Source organism: Aeromonas enterica, assembly GCF_054052465.1.
In genome coordinates this window covers 164,765-181,668 of record NZ_JBSTYL010000006.1, presented here as the reverse complement: position 1 = coordinate 181,668, position 16,904 = coordinate 164,765, and the positions used below count along the sequence as shown (strand labels likewise).

General features: G+C 61.0%; 14 protein-coding genes. 3 read left to right on the top strand and 11 right to left on the bottom strand.

Annotation, left to right across the window (positions count from 1 at the left end; all coding sequences use genetic code 11):
• Window positions 1-23 precede the first annotated feature (23 nt).
• On the top strand, window positions 24-788 hold the full coding sequence (locus ACW5XD_RS09425) for a substrate-binding periplasmic protein (RefSeq protein WP_456494674.1): 765 nt from the start codon (window positions 24-26) through the stop codon (window positions 786-788).
• A gap of 104 nt (window positions 789-892) precedes the next feature.
• Here the strand turns inward: ACW5XD_RS09425 and asnC are convergent, their stop codons facing one another.
• Complete coding sequence (asnC, locus tag ACW5XD_RS09420; RefSeq protein WP_042035982.1) at window positions 893-1,354, bottom strand: transcriptional regulator AsnC; 462 nt, start codon at window positions 1,352-1,354, stop codon at window positions 893-895.
• 154 nt (window positions 1,355-1,508) lie between these two features.
• Here asnC and asnA point away from each other — a divergent pair, with 154 nt between their 5' ends.
• Entirely contained in the window at window positions 1,509-2,501 is a 993-nt protein-coding gene (gene asnA / locus ACW5XD_RS09415) for an aspartate--ammonia ligase (protein ID WP_456494673.1), read from the top strand.
• Window positions 2,502-2,826: 325 nt separating this feature from the next.
• On the opposite strand, the gene ACW5XD_RS09410 is transcribed toward asnA, so the two are convergent.
• The 4 genes from ACW5XD_RS09410 to rluD form a co-directional block, all read right to left on the bottom strand.
• The gene (locus ACW5XD_RS09410) at window positions 2,827-3,651 is read right to left on the bottom strand and encodes an MBL fold metallo-hydrolase (RefSeq protein WP_456494672.1); all 825 of its coding nucleotides are present in this window, start codon (window positions 3,649-3,651) and stop codon (window positions 2,827-2,829) included.
• Between the two features lie 60 nt (window positions 3,652-3,711).
• Entirely contained in the window at window positions 3,712-6,285 is a 2,574-nt protein-coding gene (gene clpB / locus ACW5XD_RS09405; RefSeq protein WP_456494671.1) for an ATP-dependent chaperone ClpB, read from the bottom strand.
• A 188-nt stretch (window positions 6,286-6,473) separates the two neighbouring features.
• Window positions 6,474-7,211: a peptidoglycan editing factor PgeF gene (gene pgeF, locus ACW5XD_RS09400; protein ID WP_456494670.1), complete on the bottom strand. Its 738-nt coding sequence runs from the start codon at window positions 7,209-7,211 to the stop codon at window positions 6,474-6,476.
• A 126-nt stretch (window positions 7,212-7,337) separates the two neighbouring features.
• Complete coding sequence (rluD, locus tag ACW5XD_RS09395) at window positions 7,338-8,318, bottom strand: 23S rRNA pseudouridine(1911/1915/1917) synthase RluD (RefSeq protein ID WP_456494669.1); 981 nt, start codon at window positions 8,316-8,318, stop codon at window positions 7,338-7,340.
• Between the two features lie 117 nt (window positions 8,319-8,435).
• On the opposite strand from rluD, the gene ACW5XD_RS09390 reads away from it, so the two are divergent.
• Complete coding sequence (locus ACW5XD_RS09390) at window positions 8,436-9,191, top strand: outer membrane protein assembly factor BamD (RefSeq protein ID WP_456494668.1); 756 nt, start codon at window positions 8,436-8,438, stop codon at window positions 9,189-9,191.
• Window positions 9,192-9,317: 126 nt separating this feature from the next.
• Here ACW5XD_RS09390 and ACW5XD_RS09385 read toward each other — a convergent pair whose 3' ends face one another.
• The 6 genes from ACW5XD_RS09385 to pntB all read right to left on the bottom strand — a co-directional run bounded on the left by ACW5XD_RS09385 (window position 9,318) and on the right by pntB (window position 16,893).
• Complete coding sequence (locus ACW5XD_RS09385) at window positions 9,318-10,646, bottom strand: CoA-disulfide reductase (protein ID WP_456494667.1); 1,329 nt, start codon at window positions 10,644-10,646, stop codon at window positions 9,318-9,320.
• 87 nt (window positions 10,647-10,733) lie between these two features.
• On the bottom strand, window positions 10,734-12,134 hold the full coding sequence (locus ACW5XD_RS09380) for an L-cystine transporter (protein ID WP_456494666.1): 1,401 nt from the start codon (window positions 12,132-12,134) through the stop codon (window positions 10,734-10,736).
• Window positions 12,135-12,372: 238 nt separating this feature from the next.
• The gene (locus tag ACW5XD_RS09375; protein ID WP_456494665.1) at window positions 12,373-13,680 is read right to left on the bottom strand and encodes an L-cysteine desulfidase family protein; all 1,308 of its coding nucleotides are present in this window, start codon (window positions 13,678-13,680) and stop codon (window positions 12,373-12,375) included.
• A 24-nt stretch (window positions 13,681-13,704) separates the two neighbouring features.
• Window positions 13,705-14,373, bottom strand: coding sequence for a helix-turn-helix transcriptional regulator (locus ACW5XD_RS09370; RefSeq protein WP_456494664.1), 669 nt, complete (start codon window positions 14,371-14,373; stop codon window positions 13,705-13,707).
• Window positions 14,374-14,559: 186 nt separating this feature from the next.
• Entirely contained in the window at window positions 14,560-15,312 is a 753-nt protein-coding gene (locus ACW5XD_RS09365; RefSeq protein WP_456494663.1) for a substrate-binding periplasmic protein, read from the bottom strand.
• Window positions 15,313-15,408: 96 nt separating this feature from the next.
• Window positions 15,409-16,893: a Re/Si-specific NAD(P)(+) transhydrogenase subunit beta gene (gene pntB / locus ACW5XD_RS09360; protein WP_456494662.1), complete on the bottom strand. Its 1,485-nt coding sequence runs from the start codon at window positions 16,891-16,893 to the stop codon at window positions 15,409-15,411.
• Window positions 16,894-16,904: the final 11 nt, after the last annotated feature.

Here is a 16,904-nt window from a genome sequence, read left to right as displayed (position 1 = left end):
CTATTCAGTGCAGGAGATGTGGTTTGCGAAGATTCATTCTGCTCTGCCTGCTGCTTCCCTTCTGGCTCCAGGCCAAAGAACTGGTCGTAGGAGGCACGCTGGAGCCACCGCTGAAGTATCTTGATGCAGGGGGAATCCCCCATGGCCTGGACGTGGATGTGCTCACCGCCATCTTCGACAAGCTCAAGATCCCCATCAGGATCGAGCTGACCGACTCGGGCGCCCGCCTCACCCGCAATGCAGAAACCGGCGTGTACGACCTGGTGATGACCCACTCCTACAAGCCGGAGCGGGAGCGCTATCTGCTCTACCCGCAGCAGGCCCATCTTCGTCACAGCTGGCATTTCTTCGTGCGCAAGGCCGACATGCTGAAGATCCGTTACGACAGCCTGAGCGATCTCAAACCCTGGCGCATCGGCGTCACCAGAGACTTTTCCTACACCCCTGAGCTGACGGCGGCCCTGGCTGATCCGGCCTATCACTTTCAGGAAATCCCGATCAACCAGCTGCAACTGCGCAAGCTGATCGCCGGACGTATCGATGTGGTGCCCATGCCGCTGGTCACCGCCTTCGCCCAGATCAAGGAGGAAGGACTGGAGGGCAAGCTCGACTACCTGCCCAAACCGCTCAAGGCCAGCCCCTACTACACCGTCTGGACCAAGGCCAGGGCCAATGCCGGCACCCCGGCTCTGATGGCGGCCTACGATGCCGAGCTGTTGCACATGAAGCGGGATGGCCAACTCAAGGCTATCTACGACAAGTACGGCATCCCGTATATTGAACCCTGATCCCGGCGATCAGGGCTTCACGTCTCTCAATATCGGATTCTGCAGTGGAATCAGAGTTTCGCATGTGAAATGGATCTCGCGCCCCCCTCCCCACGCAACAGACCTCAGGGCTTAACGTCTCGCAATATCGGGTTTTGCAGTGAAATCAGGGTTTCAGTGGACTGGATCTCGTCTATGGTCTGGATCTTGTGGATCAGCACTGTCTGCAACTCGTCGATGGAGCGGGTCATCACCTTCATGAAGATGCTGTAGTGGCCCGTGGTGTAATAGGCTTCCACTACCTCGTCCAGCGCCTGCAGCTTGGCCAGCGCCGAGGGGTAATCCTTGGCGCTCTTGAGGTTGATGCCGATGAAGCAGCAGACGTCATAGCCCAGCTTCTTCGCATTCACCTGCACACGGGTACCCTCGATGATTCCCGCCTGCTTCATCTTCTCCACCCGCACATGAATGGTGCCCGGGCTGACCGCCAGCTGTTTGGCCAACTCGGCGTAAGGGATCCGCGCATTGTCCATCAGGGCGGTGAGGATGGCCTGATCGAGATTATCGATCCGATAATTTTCCGACACTTTTTTGCACTCCCGTTAACGATACCTTATTAATAACGGGTTTATTTTGAAGAAAAAAACACACAAAGCCTATTTCTATTATCGAATATTGAATTTAGTAGGCAATCTGTTGAAGAATCACCACATCCAACGGGGTTTGAAACAGGAATTCAGCATGAAACAGCACTACATTCGCAGCCAGCAACAGATCAGCTTTGTCAAAGAGATGTTCTCCCGCCAACTTGCCCAGCAACTGGGCCTGATGGAGGTGCAAGCTCCCATTCTGAGCCGGGTCGGTGATGGCACTCAAGACAACCTCTCTGGCCACGAGAATGCGGTGCAGGTCAAAGTGAAAACCCTGCCGGAGCACAGTTACGAAGTGGTGCATTCACTGGCCAAGTGGAAGCGCCAGACTCTGGGTCGCTTCGGCTTCGGCCCGGGTGAAGGGATATACACCCACATGAAGGCGCTGCGTCCGGATGAAGACCGCCTCACCCCCATCCACTCCGTCTACGTGGATCAATGGGACTGGGAGAAGGTGATGCCGAGCGAGCGCCGCGATCTGGCCTATCTGCAGGAGACGGTGCGCGGCATCTGGGCCGCCATTAAGGCCACCGAGCGCGCGGTCTGCGCCGAACACGCGCTGACCCCTTTCCTGCCAAACGAGATCCAGTTCCTGCACAGCGAAGCACTGCTGACCCGTTACCCGGATCTCGACGCCAAGGGGCGCGAACGCGCCATCGCCAAGGAGCTGGGTGCCGTCTTCCTCATCGGCATCGGCGGGGCCCTCTCCCACGGCGAGCGCCACGATGTGCGTGCCCCTGACTATGACGACTGGAGCAGCCACAGCGAGCTGGGTCTGGCCGGCCTGAACGGTGACATCATGGTGTGGAACCCTGTGCTGGAAGACAGTTTCGAGATCTCCTCCATGGGCATCCGGGTGGACGCCGAGGCCCTGCGCCGCCAGCTCGCCATCACCGGCGATGAAGATCGCCTGCAATACGACTGGCACCAGGATCTGCTGGCCGCGCGCATGCCGCAGACCATAGGCGGCGGCATAGGCCAATCCCGCCTGGCCATGTTGTTGTTGCAAAAGGAACATATCGGTCAGGTACAGGTTGGCGTCTGGTCCTCTGAGATGAAGGCCGCCGTACCGGGCATGCTGTAAACACATGAGCGCTTGGTCATCTCATGTCGCCGCAAAGGAGCATATCGACCCGCAGGCACAGGTTGGCGTCTGGTCCTCAGAGATGAAGGCCGCCGTACCGGGCATGCTGTAAGCAATTCAATGGGTCTGGCCTGCGAGCAGTGGCACGCGGGTCAGGCCTGACAGGTGTGTGGCCGCCCGGGATGAGAGAGCGCATCACGGGCATGCTGTAAGGAGAGAGTCATCCTGACCCTCTGCGAAACCGGGGCTTGCCCCTGCGACCCGCTCAACCCACGTCTGGTCGCGTCACTACATTCCTCTCGGCAATCTTCGGATTGCCGCTTTTTTATGGCGGGAATACATATGTGAATCCTGCACCTATGTTGGTCTGCCGTGGCAGCACCACCTTTCGCTTGCCGGTGCAATGGCAGGCGAAGAGGCTCTCCACCCCCTCCTGTTGCAGATACATGCCCAGCGCCGCAGCCCGCTGCGGGCCGGAAAACTTCAGGTGCAGACCACCGATGACGGCATGCACGCGCTCATCACCGCACACCTCCCTGGCCCGTTGCACTATGTTCTCGACCCCGGAGTGGCCGCAGCCGATGAAGATGATGAGCCCACGCGGGCTCTTGTAGGCCAGCGCCGAATCATCCGATATGGCATCCTTCTCTATTCGCCCGCCACGCAGTATGTAGCCAAGCAGGGAAGGCACCGCCTTGTCGCGCCGCAGGATACTCCCCAGAAAAACCAACCGATCGGACAGCCATACCGGCTCGGCAGAGCAGCGGGGCTGCAGCCCTCTGGCCACCAGCGTCTCCGGCTCAAGATTACCCGAGAGTCGATAGAGGTTGCAGCGACGAAATGGCAGCGGCAGGAAATAGCCACGCTCATGAAAGACATCCGGGCAGGCTATCAGAGGAATAGCTGGTGAGTAGAGGGGTAGCGAACCAATACCGCCCACATGATCATAATGACCGTGAGAGAGCACCACGTGGGAGAGGGAGGCGAGATCGATCCCCATCACGGCGGCGTTGTGGCACAGCGCCCGGCCACGGCCACTGTCGAACAGCACCTTGAGGCCGTCACACTCCAGCAGCAGCGCCAACCCTCGCTCGGGCAGACAGCCAGGCAGATGAACGTCATCATCCACCAGCACGGAAAACTTCAGCATCTCGCTTCCCCTGAAAACAAAACGCAGGCACGAGGCCTGCGTTTTTCATCGACAATCCCATTACTGGGTCATGGTGAGGCCGTTGCTGTCGGCCCCCAGCAGCAATTTCTTGCCAGGAACGATACGGCCGGAGAGCAGCGCCTGCGCCAGCGGGTTCTCCACCTTGTGCTGGATCGCCCGCTTGAGGGGCCGTGCCCCGTAGACGGGATCGAACCCGGCGTGCACCAGCTTCTCGAGCAGCGCCTCGCTGACCTCCACCTCGTAACCCTGATCCTCCAGGCGGCCCATCAGGCTCTTGAGCTGGATGCGGGCGATGGACTTGATGTGTTCCTCGCCGAGCGGGTGGAACACCACAGTATCGTCGATCCGGTTGATGAACTCGGGCCGGAAACTGCGGGTCAGCACCTCCATCAACATGGCCTTCATCTCGTCGTAATCCTTCTCGGAGTGGTGCTCCTGGATCAGATCCGACCCCAGGTTGGAGGTCATGATCACCACCGAGTTGCGAAAATCGACGGTGCGGCCCTGACCATCGGTCAGGCGGCCATCGTCCAGCACCTGCAACAGGATATTGAACACATCAGGGTGCGCCTTCTCCACTTCATCGAGCAGGATCACCGAGTAGGGGCGACGGCGTACCGCCTCGGTCAAATACCCCCCCTCCTCATAGCCCACGTAGCCCGGAGGTGCACCCACCAGACGGGCCACGCTGTGTTTTTCCATGAACTCGGACATGTCGATCCGCACCATGGCGTCCTGGGTATCGAACAGGAACTCCGCCAGCGCCTTGCACAGCTCGGTCTTGCCCACCCCGGTGGGACCGAGGAACAGGAAGGAGCCGATCGGGCGATTCGGATCCGAGAGCCCGGCACGAGAGCGGCGAATGGCGTTGGAGACGGCTTCAACCGCTTCCTCCTGACCAATCACCCGGCTGTGCAACTGCTCTTCCATCCGCAGCAGCTTGTCACGCTCCCCTTCCAGCATGCGGGCCACCGGAATACCGGTTGCACGGGCCAGCACATCGGCTATCTCCACGTCCGTGACCCGGTTGCGCAGCAGGCTGGTCTCCTGCATCTCGGCCTGGGTAGCGAGATCCAGCTGTTTCTCCAACTCGGGAATGCGGCCATATTGCAGCTCGGACATGCGACCGAGATCGCCGGCGCGACGCGCCACGTCGAGATCCTGACGGGCCTGCTCCAGCGCAGCCTTGATGTGCTGGGTACCCGCGAGGGCAGCCTTCTCGGCTTTCCACACCTCTTCCAACTCGTTGTATTCCCGATCCTTCTCGCCGATTTCCTGATTGATGAGATCCAACCGCTTGCGGCTGGCGTCATCATCCTCCTTCATCAGCGCCTGCTGCTCCAGCTTGAGCTGGATGATGCGTCGCTCCAGCCGATCGAGGGACTCGGGTTTGGAGTCGATCTGCAACCGTATGCTGGCGGCAGCCTCGTCAATGAGGTCGATGGCCTTGTCCGGCAACTGACGGTCGGCGATGTAACGGTGCGACAGCTGGGCCGCCGCCACGATCGCCGGATCAGTGATCTGCACGTGGTGGTGCAGTTCATAACGCTCCTTCAGGCCGCGCAGGATGGCGATGGTGTCTTCCACGCTCGGCTCCTCCACCAGCACCTTCTGGAAACGACGCTCGAGGGCCGCATCCTTCTCGATGTACTGGCGATACTCATCCAGCGTGGTGGCACCGACGCAGTGCAGGTCACCGCGGGCCAGCGCGGGTTTGAGCATGTTGCCCGCATCCATGGCCCCTTCGCCCTTGCCGGCGCCAACCATGGTGTGCAACTCGTCGATGAAGAGGATGACGTTGCCCTCCTCCTTGGCCAGATCGTTGAGTACGGCTTTCAGTCGCTCCTCAAACTCGCCACGGTACTTGGCACCGGCCACCAGGGCGCCCATATCCAGGGAGAGCACCCGCTTGTTCTTGAGCCCTTCCGGCACTTCGCCGTTGATGATGCGCTGAGCCAACCCTTCGACGATGGCGGTCTTGCCGACGCCGGGGGCCCCGATCAGCACGGGGTTGTTCTTGGTACGACGTTGCAGCACCTGGATGGTGCGGCGGATCTCTTCATCGCGACCGATCACCGGATCCAGCTTGCCGATCTCGGCCCGCTCGGTCAGATCGATGGTGTATTTCTCCAGCGCCTGGCGGTTCTCCTCGGCGTTAGCATCCTCTACCTTGCGGCCGCCACGAACCTTGTCGATGGCGGCTTCGAGTTTTTCCTTGGTCAGGCCCTGGGCACGCAGCAGCTCACCCAGGTTGCCCTTCTCGTCGAGGGCGGCCAGCACGAACAGCTCGGACGAGATGAACTGATCCTTGCGTTGCTGGGCCAGCTTGTCGCAGACGTTGAGCAGGCGGCCCAGGCCATTGGAGAGCTGCACATCGCCCTCCACGCCGCTCACCTTGGGCAGCCGGTCCAGCTCTTCGCCAAGGCGAGAGCGCAGGGCATTGATATCCATCCCGGTCAGGGTGAGCAGTGGACGAATGGAGCCACCATCCTGATTGACCAGGGCGGTCATCAGGTGGACGGGTTCAATAAATTGGTGGTCACGACCCAGTGCCAAAGACTGGGCATCGGAAATAGCAATCTGGAATTTGCTGGTCAGGCGATCGAGGCGCATTGCACTCCTCCCTTTCAAGACAGACGCCGCTCATGCGGCAAACAACATAACTTTCTGACAAGAAAGATGCGGCCCGTACGGGCTATTTCAAGGGCTGGGTCTGGTTATTTTTTCTGCAAAAATGCAAGTAGGCAGGATCCCCACTCTGTTTTGGCGCACAGGGCGGGGATTGCATCACGATACCCTGGCTAATCGGCCAGCCAGATCAGCGACGCCATGCGGCCGGTCTGGCCGTCTCGGCGATAGGAGTAGAACCGCTCGCTGTCGCTGAAGGTGCAGTATTCGCCGCCATAGACGGCGGTGACGCCGGCGCGGGCCAGCCGCAGCCGGGCCAGCTGGTAGATATCCGCCAGCCACTTGCCCTCGTTGGGGGAAGGCATAAAGGCAGCAACGGCGTCGGCCTGCTCCGCCATAAAGGCGTCGCGCACCTCGCCCCCCACCTCAAATGCCGTGGGGCCTATGGCCGGGCCAAGCCAGGCGAGAAGATAGCGAGGATCGCAACCCATGGCCGCGATGCTCGCCTCCAACACGCCACCCTGCAACCCGCGCCAGCCAGCATGGGCGGCAGCAACCACGGTACCTGCTCGATCGCAGAAGAGCACCGGCAGACAGTCGGCCGTCATCACGATGCAGGCCAGATCCAGCTCATGGGCGCAGGCGGCATCGGCATCCGGCGCCCGCTCATAATGGCTGCTGACCGGATGAACGACGGTACCGTGCACCTGATTGAGCCAGTTGAGGGGGCCGGGAATATTCGCCGCCTGCTGCAGGCGGGCACGATTGGCCTCGACCCACACCAGCGCGTCCCCCACATGGGCGCCCAGATTGAGACCGGCGAAGACCCCTTCACTCTCACCGCCATCCCGGGTGGTCGACAGGGCCCTGACGCGAGCCGGTGCCGGCCAGTCGGGTTCGATCCATTTCATCTGTGGCTCCTTTCATTATTCATATAAAAACGGGGCTCCTTCGCTGTTGCCAGTCAAGGAGCCCCGTTTCAGACCTGGTTCAAGGGCAGGGCTACGGCAGGATCCGTCGCAGTCCCGCCTTGTACATCAATTCCAGACTAAATCATCCGGATTGGCCAGGGTATCAGCGCGCAGCACTTCCATCAGATCCACCATGTCCTGCGGCGTCTCGGAGTGCCACTGCATCACTTCACCCGTGATGGGATGCGCCAATTGCAGCATGGTCGCATGCAGTGCCTGACGATTGAAGCTGCGCAGCATCTGGGTCAGCTCCGGGGTCGCATTGCGCAGCAGGCGCAGACGGCCACCGTAGGCCGGGTCACCCACCAGCGGATGCTTGATGTGAGCCATGTGGACACGGATCTGGTGGGTACGACCGGTTTCCAGACGCAGACGCAGACGGGTGTGACCACGGAACTTCTCATGAACCCGGTAGTGGGTCACGGAGGGACGGCCATTGGGTATGACAGCCATGTGGGTCCGCTGGGTCGGATGACGACCGATGGGGGCATCAACCGTGCCGCCTGCGGTCATGTGACCGATGGCGATGGCCTCGTACTCACGGGTGATCTGGCGTGCCTGCAGCGCTTCCACCAGATGGGTCTGAGCCGGAATGGTCTTGGCAACCACCATCAGACCTGTGGTGTCTTTGTCCAGACGGTGCACGATACCGGCACGGGGCACCTCGGCAATGCCGGGATAGCGGTGCAGCAGGGCGTTGAGTATGGTGCCATCCGGCGTGCCTGCACCCGGGTGAACCACCAGACCGGCCGGCTTGTCGATCACCAGAATGTGTTCATCTTCGTAGACGATGTTGAGTGCTATGTCCTGAGCATCCCAGCGGGTGTCATCTTCCAGCTCGACATCTACATGCACCTGTTGCCCGGCCATTACCTTCTCGCGCGGGGTGTTCGCAACCTGACCATCCAGGGTCACTCTGTCCTGTAATATCCACTCCTTGATGCGTGTTCGGGAGTAGTCTGGAAACAATTCGGCCAGGGCCTGGTCGAGTCGCTGCCCGAATTGGTGATCCTGAAATTCGCCTGTCAGTTCAATATGCTGGCTCATGTATGGTCTCTTGAGCGGGGGGTATCAATTCGAAATAATCCGGGTATTCTAGCTTTTCTTTTAGCCAAGCATAACGGATACTTTGCCAATTTCGTGGAAATGGACCGGATGTTGTTGATGGGAAAGAAGTCTCACCTGCTGATGTCGCTCGCCTTGGTTGCTACCTTGATCACGGGCTGTTCCAGCACCAAACCCAAGGTCCCCGACGAACCGCCGGAGACCCTGTACCAGAAAGCACGCCTCAAGCTGGATGCCGGTAACTACCTGAATGCTATCGAGTTACTGGAAGCATTGGACTCGCGCTATCCTTTCGGCGCCTACTCCAACCAGGTTCAGCTCGATCTCATTTACGCCTACTACAAACAGGACGATACCGCCCAGGCGATCGCCAATATCGACCGTTTTATCCGCCTCAATCCGGCGCATAAAAATATCGATTATGTGTTCTACATGCGCGGCCTGACCAACATGGCCGGCGATTACAACTTCTTCCAGGACTTTCTGGGCATCAATCGGGACGATAAAGACCCCTCTTATGCCCGTCAGGCCTTCCAGGACTTCAAGACGCTGTTGCAGAATTATCCCAACAGCGTCTATGCCGCCGATGCCCGTGCTCGCATGATCGGCCTGAAGAACCGCCTTGCCCGCTACGACCTGAGCGTTGCCGAGTACTACGTGAAGCGTGATGCTCTGGTCGCCGCCGCCAACCGGGCCAAACTGGTTGTCGAGACCTATCCCGATACGGCCGAAACCGAGAAGGCGCTGGAGATCATGGTCGAGTCTTACGACACACTGAAGATGCCGGCCCTGGCCCAGCATGCCCGCGAAGTGCTGGCCAAGAACTACCCGGACAACCGTCTCGGCCGCAGCTGAGTTCAATGGCCAAACCGGTCGCAACAAAAAACCGATGCCCAGGCATCGGTTTTTTTATGTCTGCAATTTACCTGCAGAGTGCAACTGGCATGACGGCGCCGTGTATGCGCCGCCATCTTCAGTCAGCTATTTGGCCACATTGCCCGCCACGTTGAGCACATCCCAGGTGCGGGAGAAGGGCGGGGCGTAAGCAAAGTCCAGCATGCCGAGCTGCTCGGTAGTCACCCCCATGGTGATGGCGACCGCCAGCGCATCTATGCGGTGGACAGCCCCCTTGCGACCCAGGATCTGGCCACCCAGCAGTCGCTTGCTGCCCGCCTCATAGACCAGCTTGACGTGGATGTCGGACTGGCCTGGGCAGTAGTTGGTGTGGCACTTGTCCTTGATGACGACGGTGCGGTAATCGATACCCATCGCCTTGGCTTCTTGCTCACTGAGACCGGTGCGGCCCGCCTCCAGCCCCAGCACCTTGAGCGCCGCAGAACCTAACGTGCCCGGGAACACCTGTTCAGCCCCGGCCAGGTTCTCGCCCACCATGCGCCCCAGCTTGTTGGCAATGGTAGCGAGCGGCACATAGACCTGCTGCTGCTTCACGCTGTGCCAGACGCTGGCGCAGTCGCCGGCAGACCAGACGTTGGCCAGCGAGCTGCGGCCCTGTCGGTCCACCTCGATGGCGCCATTGGCCAGCCGTTTGATGCCGGTGTCGGCCAGGAACTCGGTGTTGGGCTTGACCCCGGTGCAGACCACCACTATATCGGCCTCGTACTCGCCATGGCTGGTACGCACACCGGTCACCCTGCCATCCCCCAGCAGCGCTTCAACTCGCTCGCCAAGATGGAGGGAGACCCCCTGCTCGCGCAGTTCGGTCTCGATATGCAGGGTGATTTCGCTGTCAAACGCCTCCGGGATAACCCGCTCCGCCAGCTCGATGAGCCGCACCTCTTTACCCTGATGCACCAGGGCCTCGACCACCTCAAGCCCGATGAAGCCGGAGCCGATCACCAGGGCGCGGGTGTTGCGCTTGTCCTGCACCGCCTCTTTCAGCGCCAGCCCGTCGGCCATGCGCCGCAGGCCGAACACCCCCTGCTGCTGCAGACCGGGGATGGGAGGCATCACTTCACGGGCACCGGTGGCTATCATCAGCCGATCGTAGTGATCGGTGAAGGTATCGCCGTTGTGCTCGACTTTGAGCGTTTGAGCGGCGGCATCCAGACTCAGCACCCGATGGCCGGTCTTGACCTCGATCCCCTTGGCGGCGAACTGCTCGGGGGTGAACTCGGCCATGTAGCCCGGCTCCTGAAACTCATCGCCGACGAAGTAGGGCAGGCCGCAGGCACCGAAGGAGATCACCTCGGAGGCCTCGTACACCACAATGTCGGCATCCTTGGCCAGCCGGCGCGCCTTGGCTGCCGCACTCATGCCGGCGGCTTCGCCACCTATGATCAGGATTCTCATACTCTCTCCTTTCAATGGCGAAGGGAGGGCATGCCCTCCCTTCTGTCGATAGACGGGCAGGGGCTGGCCCCTCCCCTGGCAAGCGGATCAGATGGTGGACTCTTCGCCGTCCAGACACACCTCGTGCTCGCTGTTGAACACCGCCATGTCGGTCTCCCCCAGCAAGCGGCTGGTAACAGTGCCGGCCGTGATGGAGCCGGAAACGTTCAGCGCGGTGCGGCCCATGTCGATCAGCGGCTCGATGGAGATGAGCAGGCCCGCCAGCGCTACCGGGAAGTCCAGCGCGGAGAGCACGATCAGTGCGGCGAAGGTGGCGCCGCCACCAATACCGGCCACCCCGAAGGAGCTGACGGTGATGATGGCGATCAGGGTCATGATGAAGCTCGGGTCCATGGGGTTGACCCCAACCGTCGGCGCGATCATCACCGCCAGCATGGCCGGATAGATGCCGGCGCAGCCGTTCTGGCCGATGGTCGAACCGAACGAGGCGGCGAAGTTGGCAATCCCTTCCGGAATGCCGAGCGCCTTGGTCTGGGTCTGCACGTTCATCGGGATGGAACCCGCACTGGTACGGGAGGTGAAGGCAAACGCCAGCACCGGCATGATCTTCTTCAGATAGCGGGCCGGGTTGATGCCCACCAGGCTCACCAGCAGCAGGTGCACCACAAACATGATAGCGATGGCGCCGTAAGAGGCCATGACGAAGCTGAGCAGGTTGAGGATGTCGGCGTAGTTGGAACCGGACACCACCTTGGTCATCAGCGCCAGCACGCCATAGGGAGTGAAGCGCAGCACCAGAGTCACCATCCGCATCACGATGACGTGCGCCACCTGCATGAAGCGGCCGAAGCTCTCGAAGATCTCGGGTTTCTTGCGGGCGATGCCGGTAGCCGACAGGCCGATGAAGATGGAGAAGATCACCACGGCGATGGTGGAGGTCTTGCGCGCACCCGTCATGTCGAGGAAGGGGTTGGCCGGGATGAACTCCAGCACCATCTTGGCAAAAGACATGCTCTCGACACTGCCGAGGGTGGTCTGCAGCGCGGTGCCCCTGGCGGTCTCGGCGGCGCCGGCGGTGAGCCCTTCGGCAGTCAGGCCAAACAGGTTGGACATCAAAATGCCCGCCCCGGCGGCGATCATGGTGGTGAAGATCAGCACGCCAATGGTCATGGCGCTGATCTTGCCAAGGGCGGTACCGCCGTTGAGCTTGAGGATGGCGCCGATGATGGAAACCATGATGAGCGGGGTGATGATCATCTGCAGCAGTTTCACATAGCCGCTGCCGACGATATCCAGATAGTCACCGGTCTGCACCAGCACACTGGAGCCAGCGCCATACAGCAGTTGCAAGGCGGCGCCGAACAGGATGCCCAGCCCCAGCCCGGAGAAGACCCGGCGGGTGAAGCTGACGTGGGTTTGCTGCAACCGATAGAGAAACAGCAGCAACATGACCAGGATGGCCAGATTACCTATAACGCTAAGAGTCATGACGATATTCCCCAAAATAGTCGGGCGGGCCCGAGGTATACGGACGAGTGTCCTGTACGCACACTCCTCCCTGAAACGTGCCGCATCGTGGCGACTTGCCCCCCGGTGCAACCGGGGTGACACAAAACCGGGCAGCGCCTGGCCGGCGCAACCCTGATATCAACCGCATCGGACACCCAGTAGCCGGAGTGGCGTCAGCAGGCAGAAAAACAGAGGGTGGCTTGCGCCACCCCTTGCATCACTGGGCCTTGCCCTGTTGCTTGGCCCGCATGATGTTGATGATCTCGATATCGGTATCCAGCATCCCCAGTTTGGAGAGGCGGCCCAGGTTGGCGATGGTCTCGTCCACGTCGTCGGAGACTATGCCTTCGCTCTGGGGCACGTGCAGGTTGTTGATGGCCATCAGCGACGATTTGACCGCCGCCGAGGTGGAGGTAGAGACCTTCATGGAACAGGCGCTACCCGCGCCGTCGCAAATGATACCGGAAACGTCGCCGATCATGTTGTTGATGCAGTGACTAATTTGCTCGAACTGGCCGCCCAGCAGCCAGGTGATGGCGGCCCCCGACCCCATGGCGGCCGTGCTGGCGGCGCAGAGGGCCGACAGTTTGTTCTGATGAGTCTTGATGTAGATGGCCACCAGATGGCTCATCACCAGCGCCCGGGTCAGCTGCTCGTCGCTTGCCTTGAGGAAGCGGGCTGCGGCGACCACCGGCATGGTGGCGGCTATGCCCTGATTGCCGGAGCCCGAGTTGGACATGGCGGGCAGCATGGCGCCGTCCATCCGTGCATCGGAAGCGGCCGAGGAGAGTCGCATGGCCAGCGTCATCAGATCGTCGGAGAGCAGCTTGCGCTCCACCTGCTCGGTCAGGATCTTGCCGATCTGCAGGCCATAGCCCTGCAGCCCTTCATCCGCCAGCGCCTGGTTCATGGTGGCGGCGGCGCGAATGAAGTCGATCTCCGCCAGCGGCACCTCCAGCGCAAACGCCACTATCTCGCGCAACGTCATGGCGGGCTTGCCGGATTTGGCGGGCTGGATCTGCACGCCGGGGGCGCTGGCCTGCTCCATCAACACCTCGCCGTCCAGCTCCATCAAGACAATGCGGGTGTGGTCGGTACAGATCACCACCCGGGCGCTGTGGCCCTCTGCCTCGGCCAGCACCTCGGCATAGAGCACGTCAGCCACATCTTTCACGTCCACCTTGATAATGGGCAGCAGTGCCTTGGCGGCCTCCACCTGGGCCGGGGTCAGGGCATTGAGCACCTCCAGCCCCGCATCCGGATTGCCCCCCGTGAAACCGACGGCCGCCGCCACCGGCAGCCCTATCATGCCGGTGCCGGGGACACCGACCCCCATGCCATTCTTGAACAGGTTGCCGCTGACCCAGACGCTGACGCGGGTCGGATCCCGCCCCAGCAGCCTGCGGCAGTTGGCCGCCGCCAGTGCCACCGACATGGGCTCGGTGCAGCCCAGGGCCGGCACCACTTCACGCTTGAGCAGGGTAATAAAATCGGTCCATTGTGCTTTCATTGCGATGTTTCTCATGTTCATGTCGCCCAGGGGCGGCTCTTATTGTTCGGTCAGATCCGCTTTGCGGTTGCGGATATGCAGATAGACGGTATGGCGGGAGATGCCGAGCATCTCGGCCACCAGCTGGGCCGCGTCCTTGATCTCGAAGATGCCCATGTCGTAGAGACGGTGCACGATCGCCTTGTTGCGCACGCTGCTGCCGAGGCTGGCATCCTGATCCACTTTGTCGATCACCTGGGCCACCAGATCGTCCACCGAGCTGGCGAAGGTCTCGTTGTTGAGCGGCGCCGGCTCGGCGGGCAGCGAGAAAGTATCGAGCAGAGCGCCGAGCGGCGTATCCAGGCTGAAGTTCACGCACAGCATGCCGACGGGTTTACCCTCCCGGTTGCTGATGGTGATGGAGGAGGACTTGAGCAGCGCCCCCTCACGGGTGCGAGAGAAGTAACTGCTCCACTGACTGCCTGCCGCACTCTGCAGCTTGTTGAGGGCGAAGTCGGTGACGGGCGCCCCCTCCTCCCGGCCTGTGATATGGCCGTTGGCGATCTTGATGACGGAGGCGTGCAGGCTGTCGAAGGCGTGCAGCACCACTTCACAACCCGGGCCGAACAGAGCGGAGAGCGCCTCCACGGCGGGTTCGAAGCTGGCGATCAGATGGCGCTCTTCATCGGTCAGCGCACTGGTTTGGCGTAATGGGGTGGCCTGCATCATAGGGGTCATCCAGTCAACTCGGGGTAACTATAAAGCAAGCCAACTCAAATAAAGTTGAGTCTCATCGCTTTTTCGCAGGCATTATGCCCAACTGGCGGCAAAGCGCCACAGATTGTGAACGGGCGCACAACGGCAGGGTCTGAACGGGGGTCATTGGAGTCAACAACGGGAGCTGGTCGTCCCTGTTCAAAGTCCGTAGCGGGTCAGCAGGGCCTGATACTCGGGGGTCTGTTTGAAGGCCTTGAGGGCGAGGGAGAATTGATACGCCAGCCGCTCGTTGCCGGGTTTGTGGGTAAAAGCGAGAAAGTTGCGGTTGCTGTCGCTCACCAGTTTTTCGCTGTGACCGACCTGATCCTGCAGCCCCTGCCCCTTGAGCAGGTAGCGGCCCACCATCTGGTTCATCACCACGGCATCGAGCCGTCCGGCCATCATCAGGTGCAACTGCTTGATCATGTTGCTCTCCCCGGTCATGGGTACCCGGGTGAACAGGGAGGAGGTCAGGAAGGGGTCGCCATAGGCGTAATCAGCCTGGATGCCGATGCGCAGCCCCTTGAGGCTCTCCAGGGTCTGGTAGTCGATGGGTTTGCTGAAGGGGAAGAAGAGCACTTCGCCGCTCTGGGAGAGGGGTTCATCCGGATAGTGCAGCCACTCCAGTCGCCGCTCTTCGAAGAAGATGTCGACGATGGCATCGCCGCGCTGGAACCTGGCCTCCTGCAGCACCCGCTTCCAGGGCAGCATCTTGACCATGGTTCGGTAGCCCATGCGCTTGAGCACGGTACGAGCCAGCTCCAGATCGGCGCCACCCAGGCTGCCATCATCTAGCCGCATCACATAGGGCGGCCACAGCTCGGTCAACAGGGTCAGGCTCGGCTCTTCATGCGCCTGTACTGCCCAACCCCACCAGAGACAGAGCAGGATCCATCCTTTACGCCATACCATGCCGTTCTCTCCATCGATGCATGGGCTGAGGATATACCAAAAAGTAAGTAATAAAAAAGGAGGCCGAAGCCCCCTTTTGTCTTTCCTGAACCACGCTTACAGCGCTTTCAGGATCGCTTCGACGCTGGCCTTGGCATCGCCAAACAGCATCTGGGTGTTCTCCTTGAAGAACAGCGGATTCTGGACACCGGCATAGCCAGTGTTCATGGAACGCTTGAAGCCGATGACGTTCTGCGCCTTCCACACTTCCAGCACCGGCATGCCGGCGATGGGGCTGCCCGGATCTTCCATGGCGGCTGGGTTGACGGTGTCGTTGGCACCGATCACCAATACCACATCGGTATCGTTGAAGTCCTCGTTGATCTCGTCCATTTCCAGCACGATATCGTAAGGGACCTTGGCTTCCGCCAGCAGCACGTTCATGTGACCAGGCAGACGACCGGCAACCGGGTGGATACCGAAGCGCACCTTGACGCCGCGATCGCGCAGCTTCTGGGTGATTTCAGCCACCGGGTACTGGGCCTGCGCCACTGCCATGCCGTAGCCCGGGGTGATGATGACGGAGCTGGCGTTCTTCAGCAGGTCAGCCACTTCCTCGGCGTTGGTCTCGCGGTATTCGCCCATCTCCTGGTCGGCCGTGGAAGCCACGCCGTCGGAGCCGAAGCCACCGGCGATCACCGAGATGAAGGAGCGGTTCATTGCCTTGCACATGATGTAAGACAGAATCGCACCGGAGGAACCCACCAGGGCCCCGACCACGATCAGCAGGTCGTTGGAGAGCATGAAGCCCGCCGCCGCCGCCGCCCAACCGGAGTAGGAGTTCAGCATGGAGACCACGACCGGCATGTCGGCACCACCGATGGAGGCTACCAGATGCCAGCCGAAGGCGAACGCGATCAGGGTCATCACCAGCAGGGCGAAGGTGGAGCCACCGGCATTGACGAAGGAGATCATCAGTACCAGCGAGGCCACCACGGCCAGCAGGTTCAGCTTGTGACGATGCGGCAGCATCAGCGGCTTGGAAGAGATGAGACCACGCAGCTTGCCGAAGGCAACCACGGAACCGGTGAAGGTCACGGCACCGATGAAGACGCCCAGGAAAATCTCGACCAGATGGATGTTCAGCATGGCGCCGGAGAGGGACTCGACCTGAGCGACACTGGCCGCCTGTTCGAACGCCGCCCGGGCAGCAGCCAGAGTCGCATCCAGATTGGAACCGACGGAAACCACCACCTCGGCGGGAGCTGACGGGTGCAGATCGATGAAGCTGTTGAAGCCCACCAGCACCGCCGCCATGCCCACGAAGCTGTGCAGCACGGCGACCAGCTCGGGCATCTCGGTCATCTCGACCTTGAGTGCCAGCCGCACACCGATGGAACCACCGATGACCATGGCCAGGATGATCCAGTGCACGCCACTGGTTTCCGGGTTGAAGACGGTGGCGAGCAGGGCGATGGCCATACCCGCGATACCGAACAAGTTGCCATGCTTGGCCGTTTCTTGCTTCGACAGTCCCGCGAGACTGAGGATGAAGAGCACGGCGGCAACGATATAGGATGCTGTTACCAGTCCTTGAGACACGTTAAACCCCC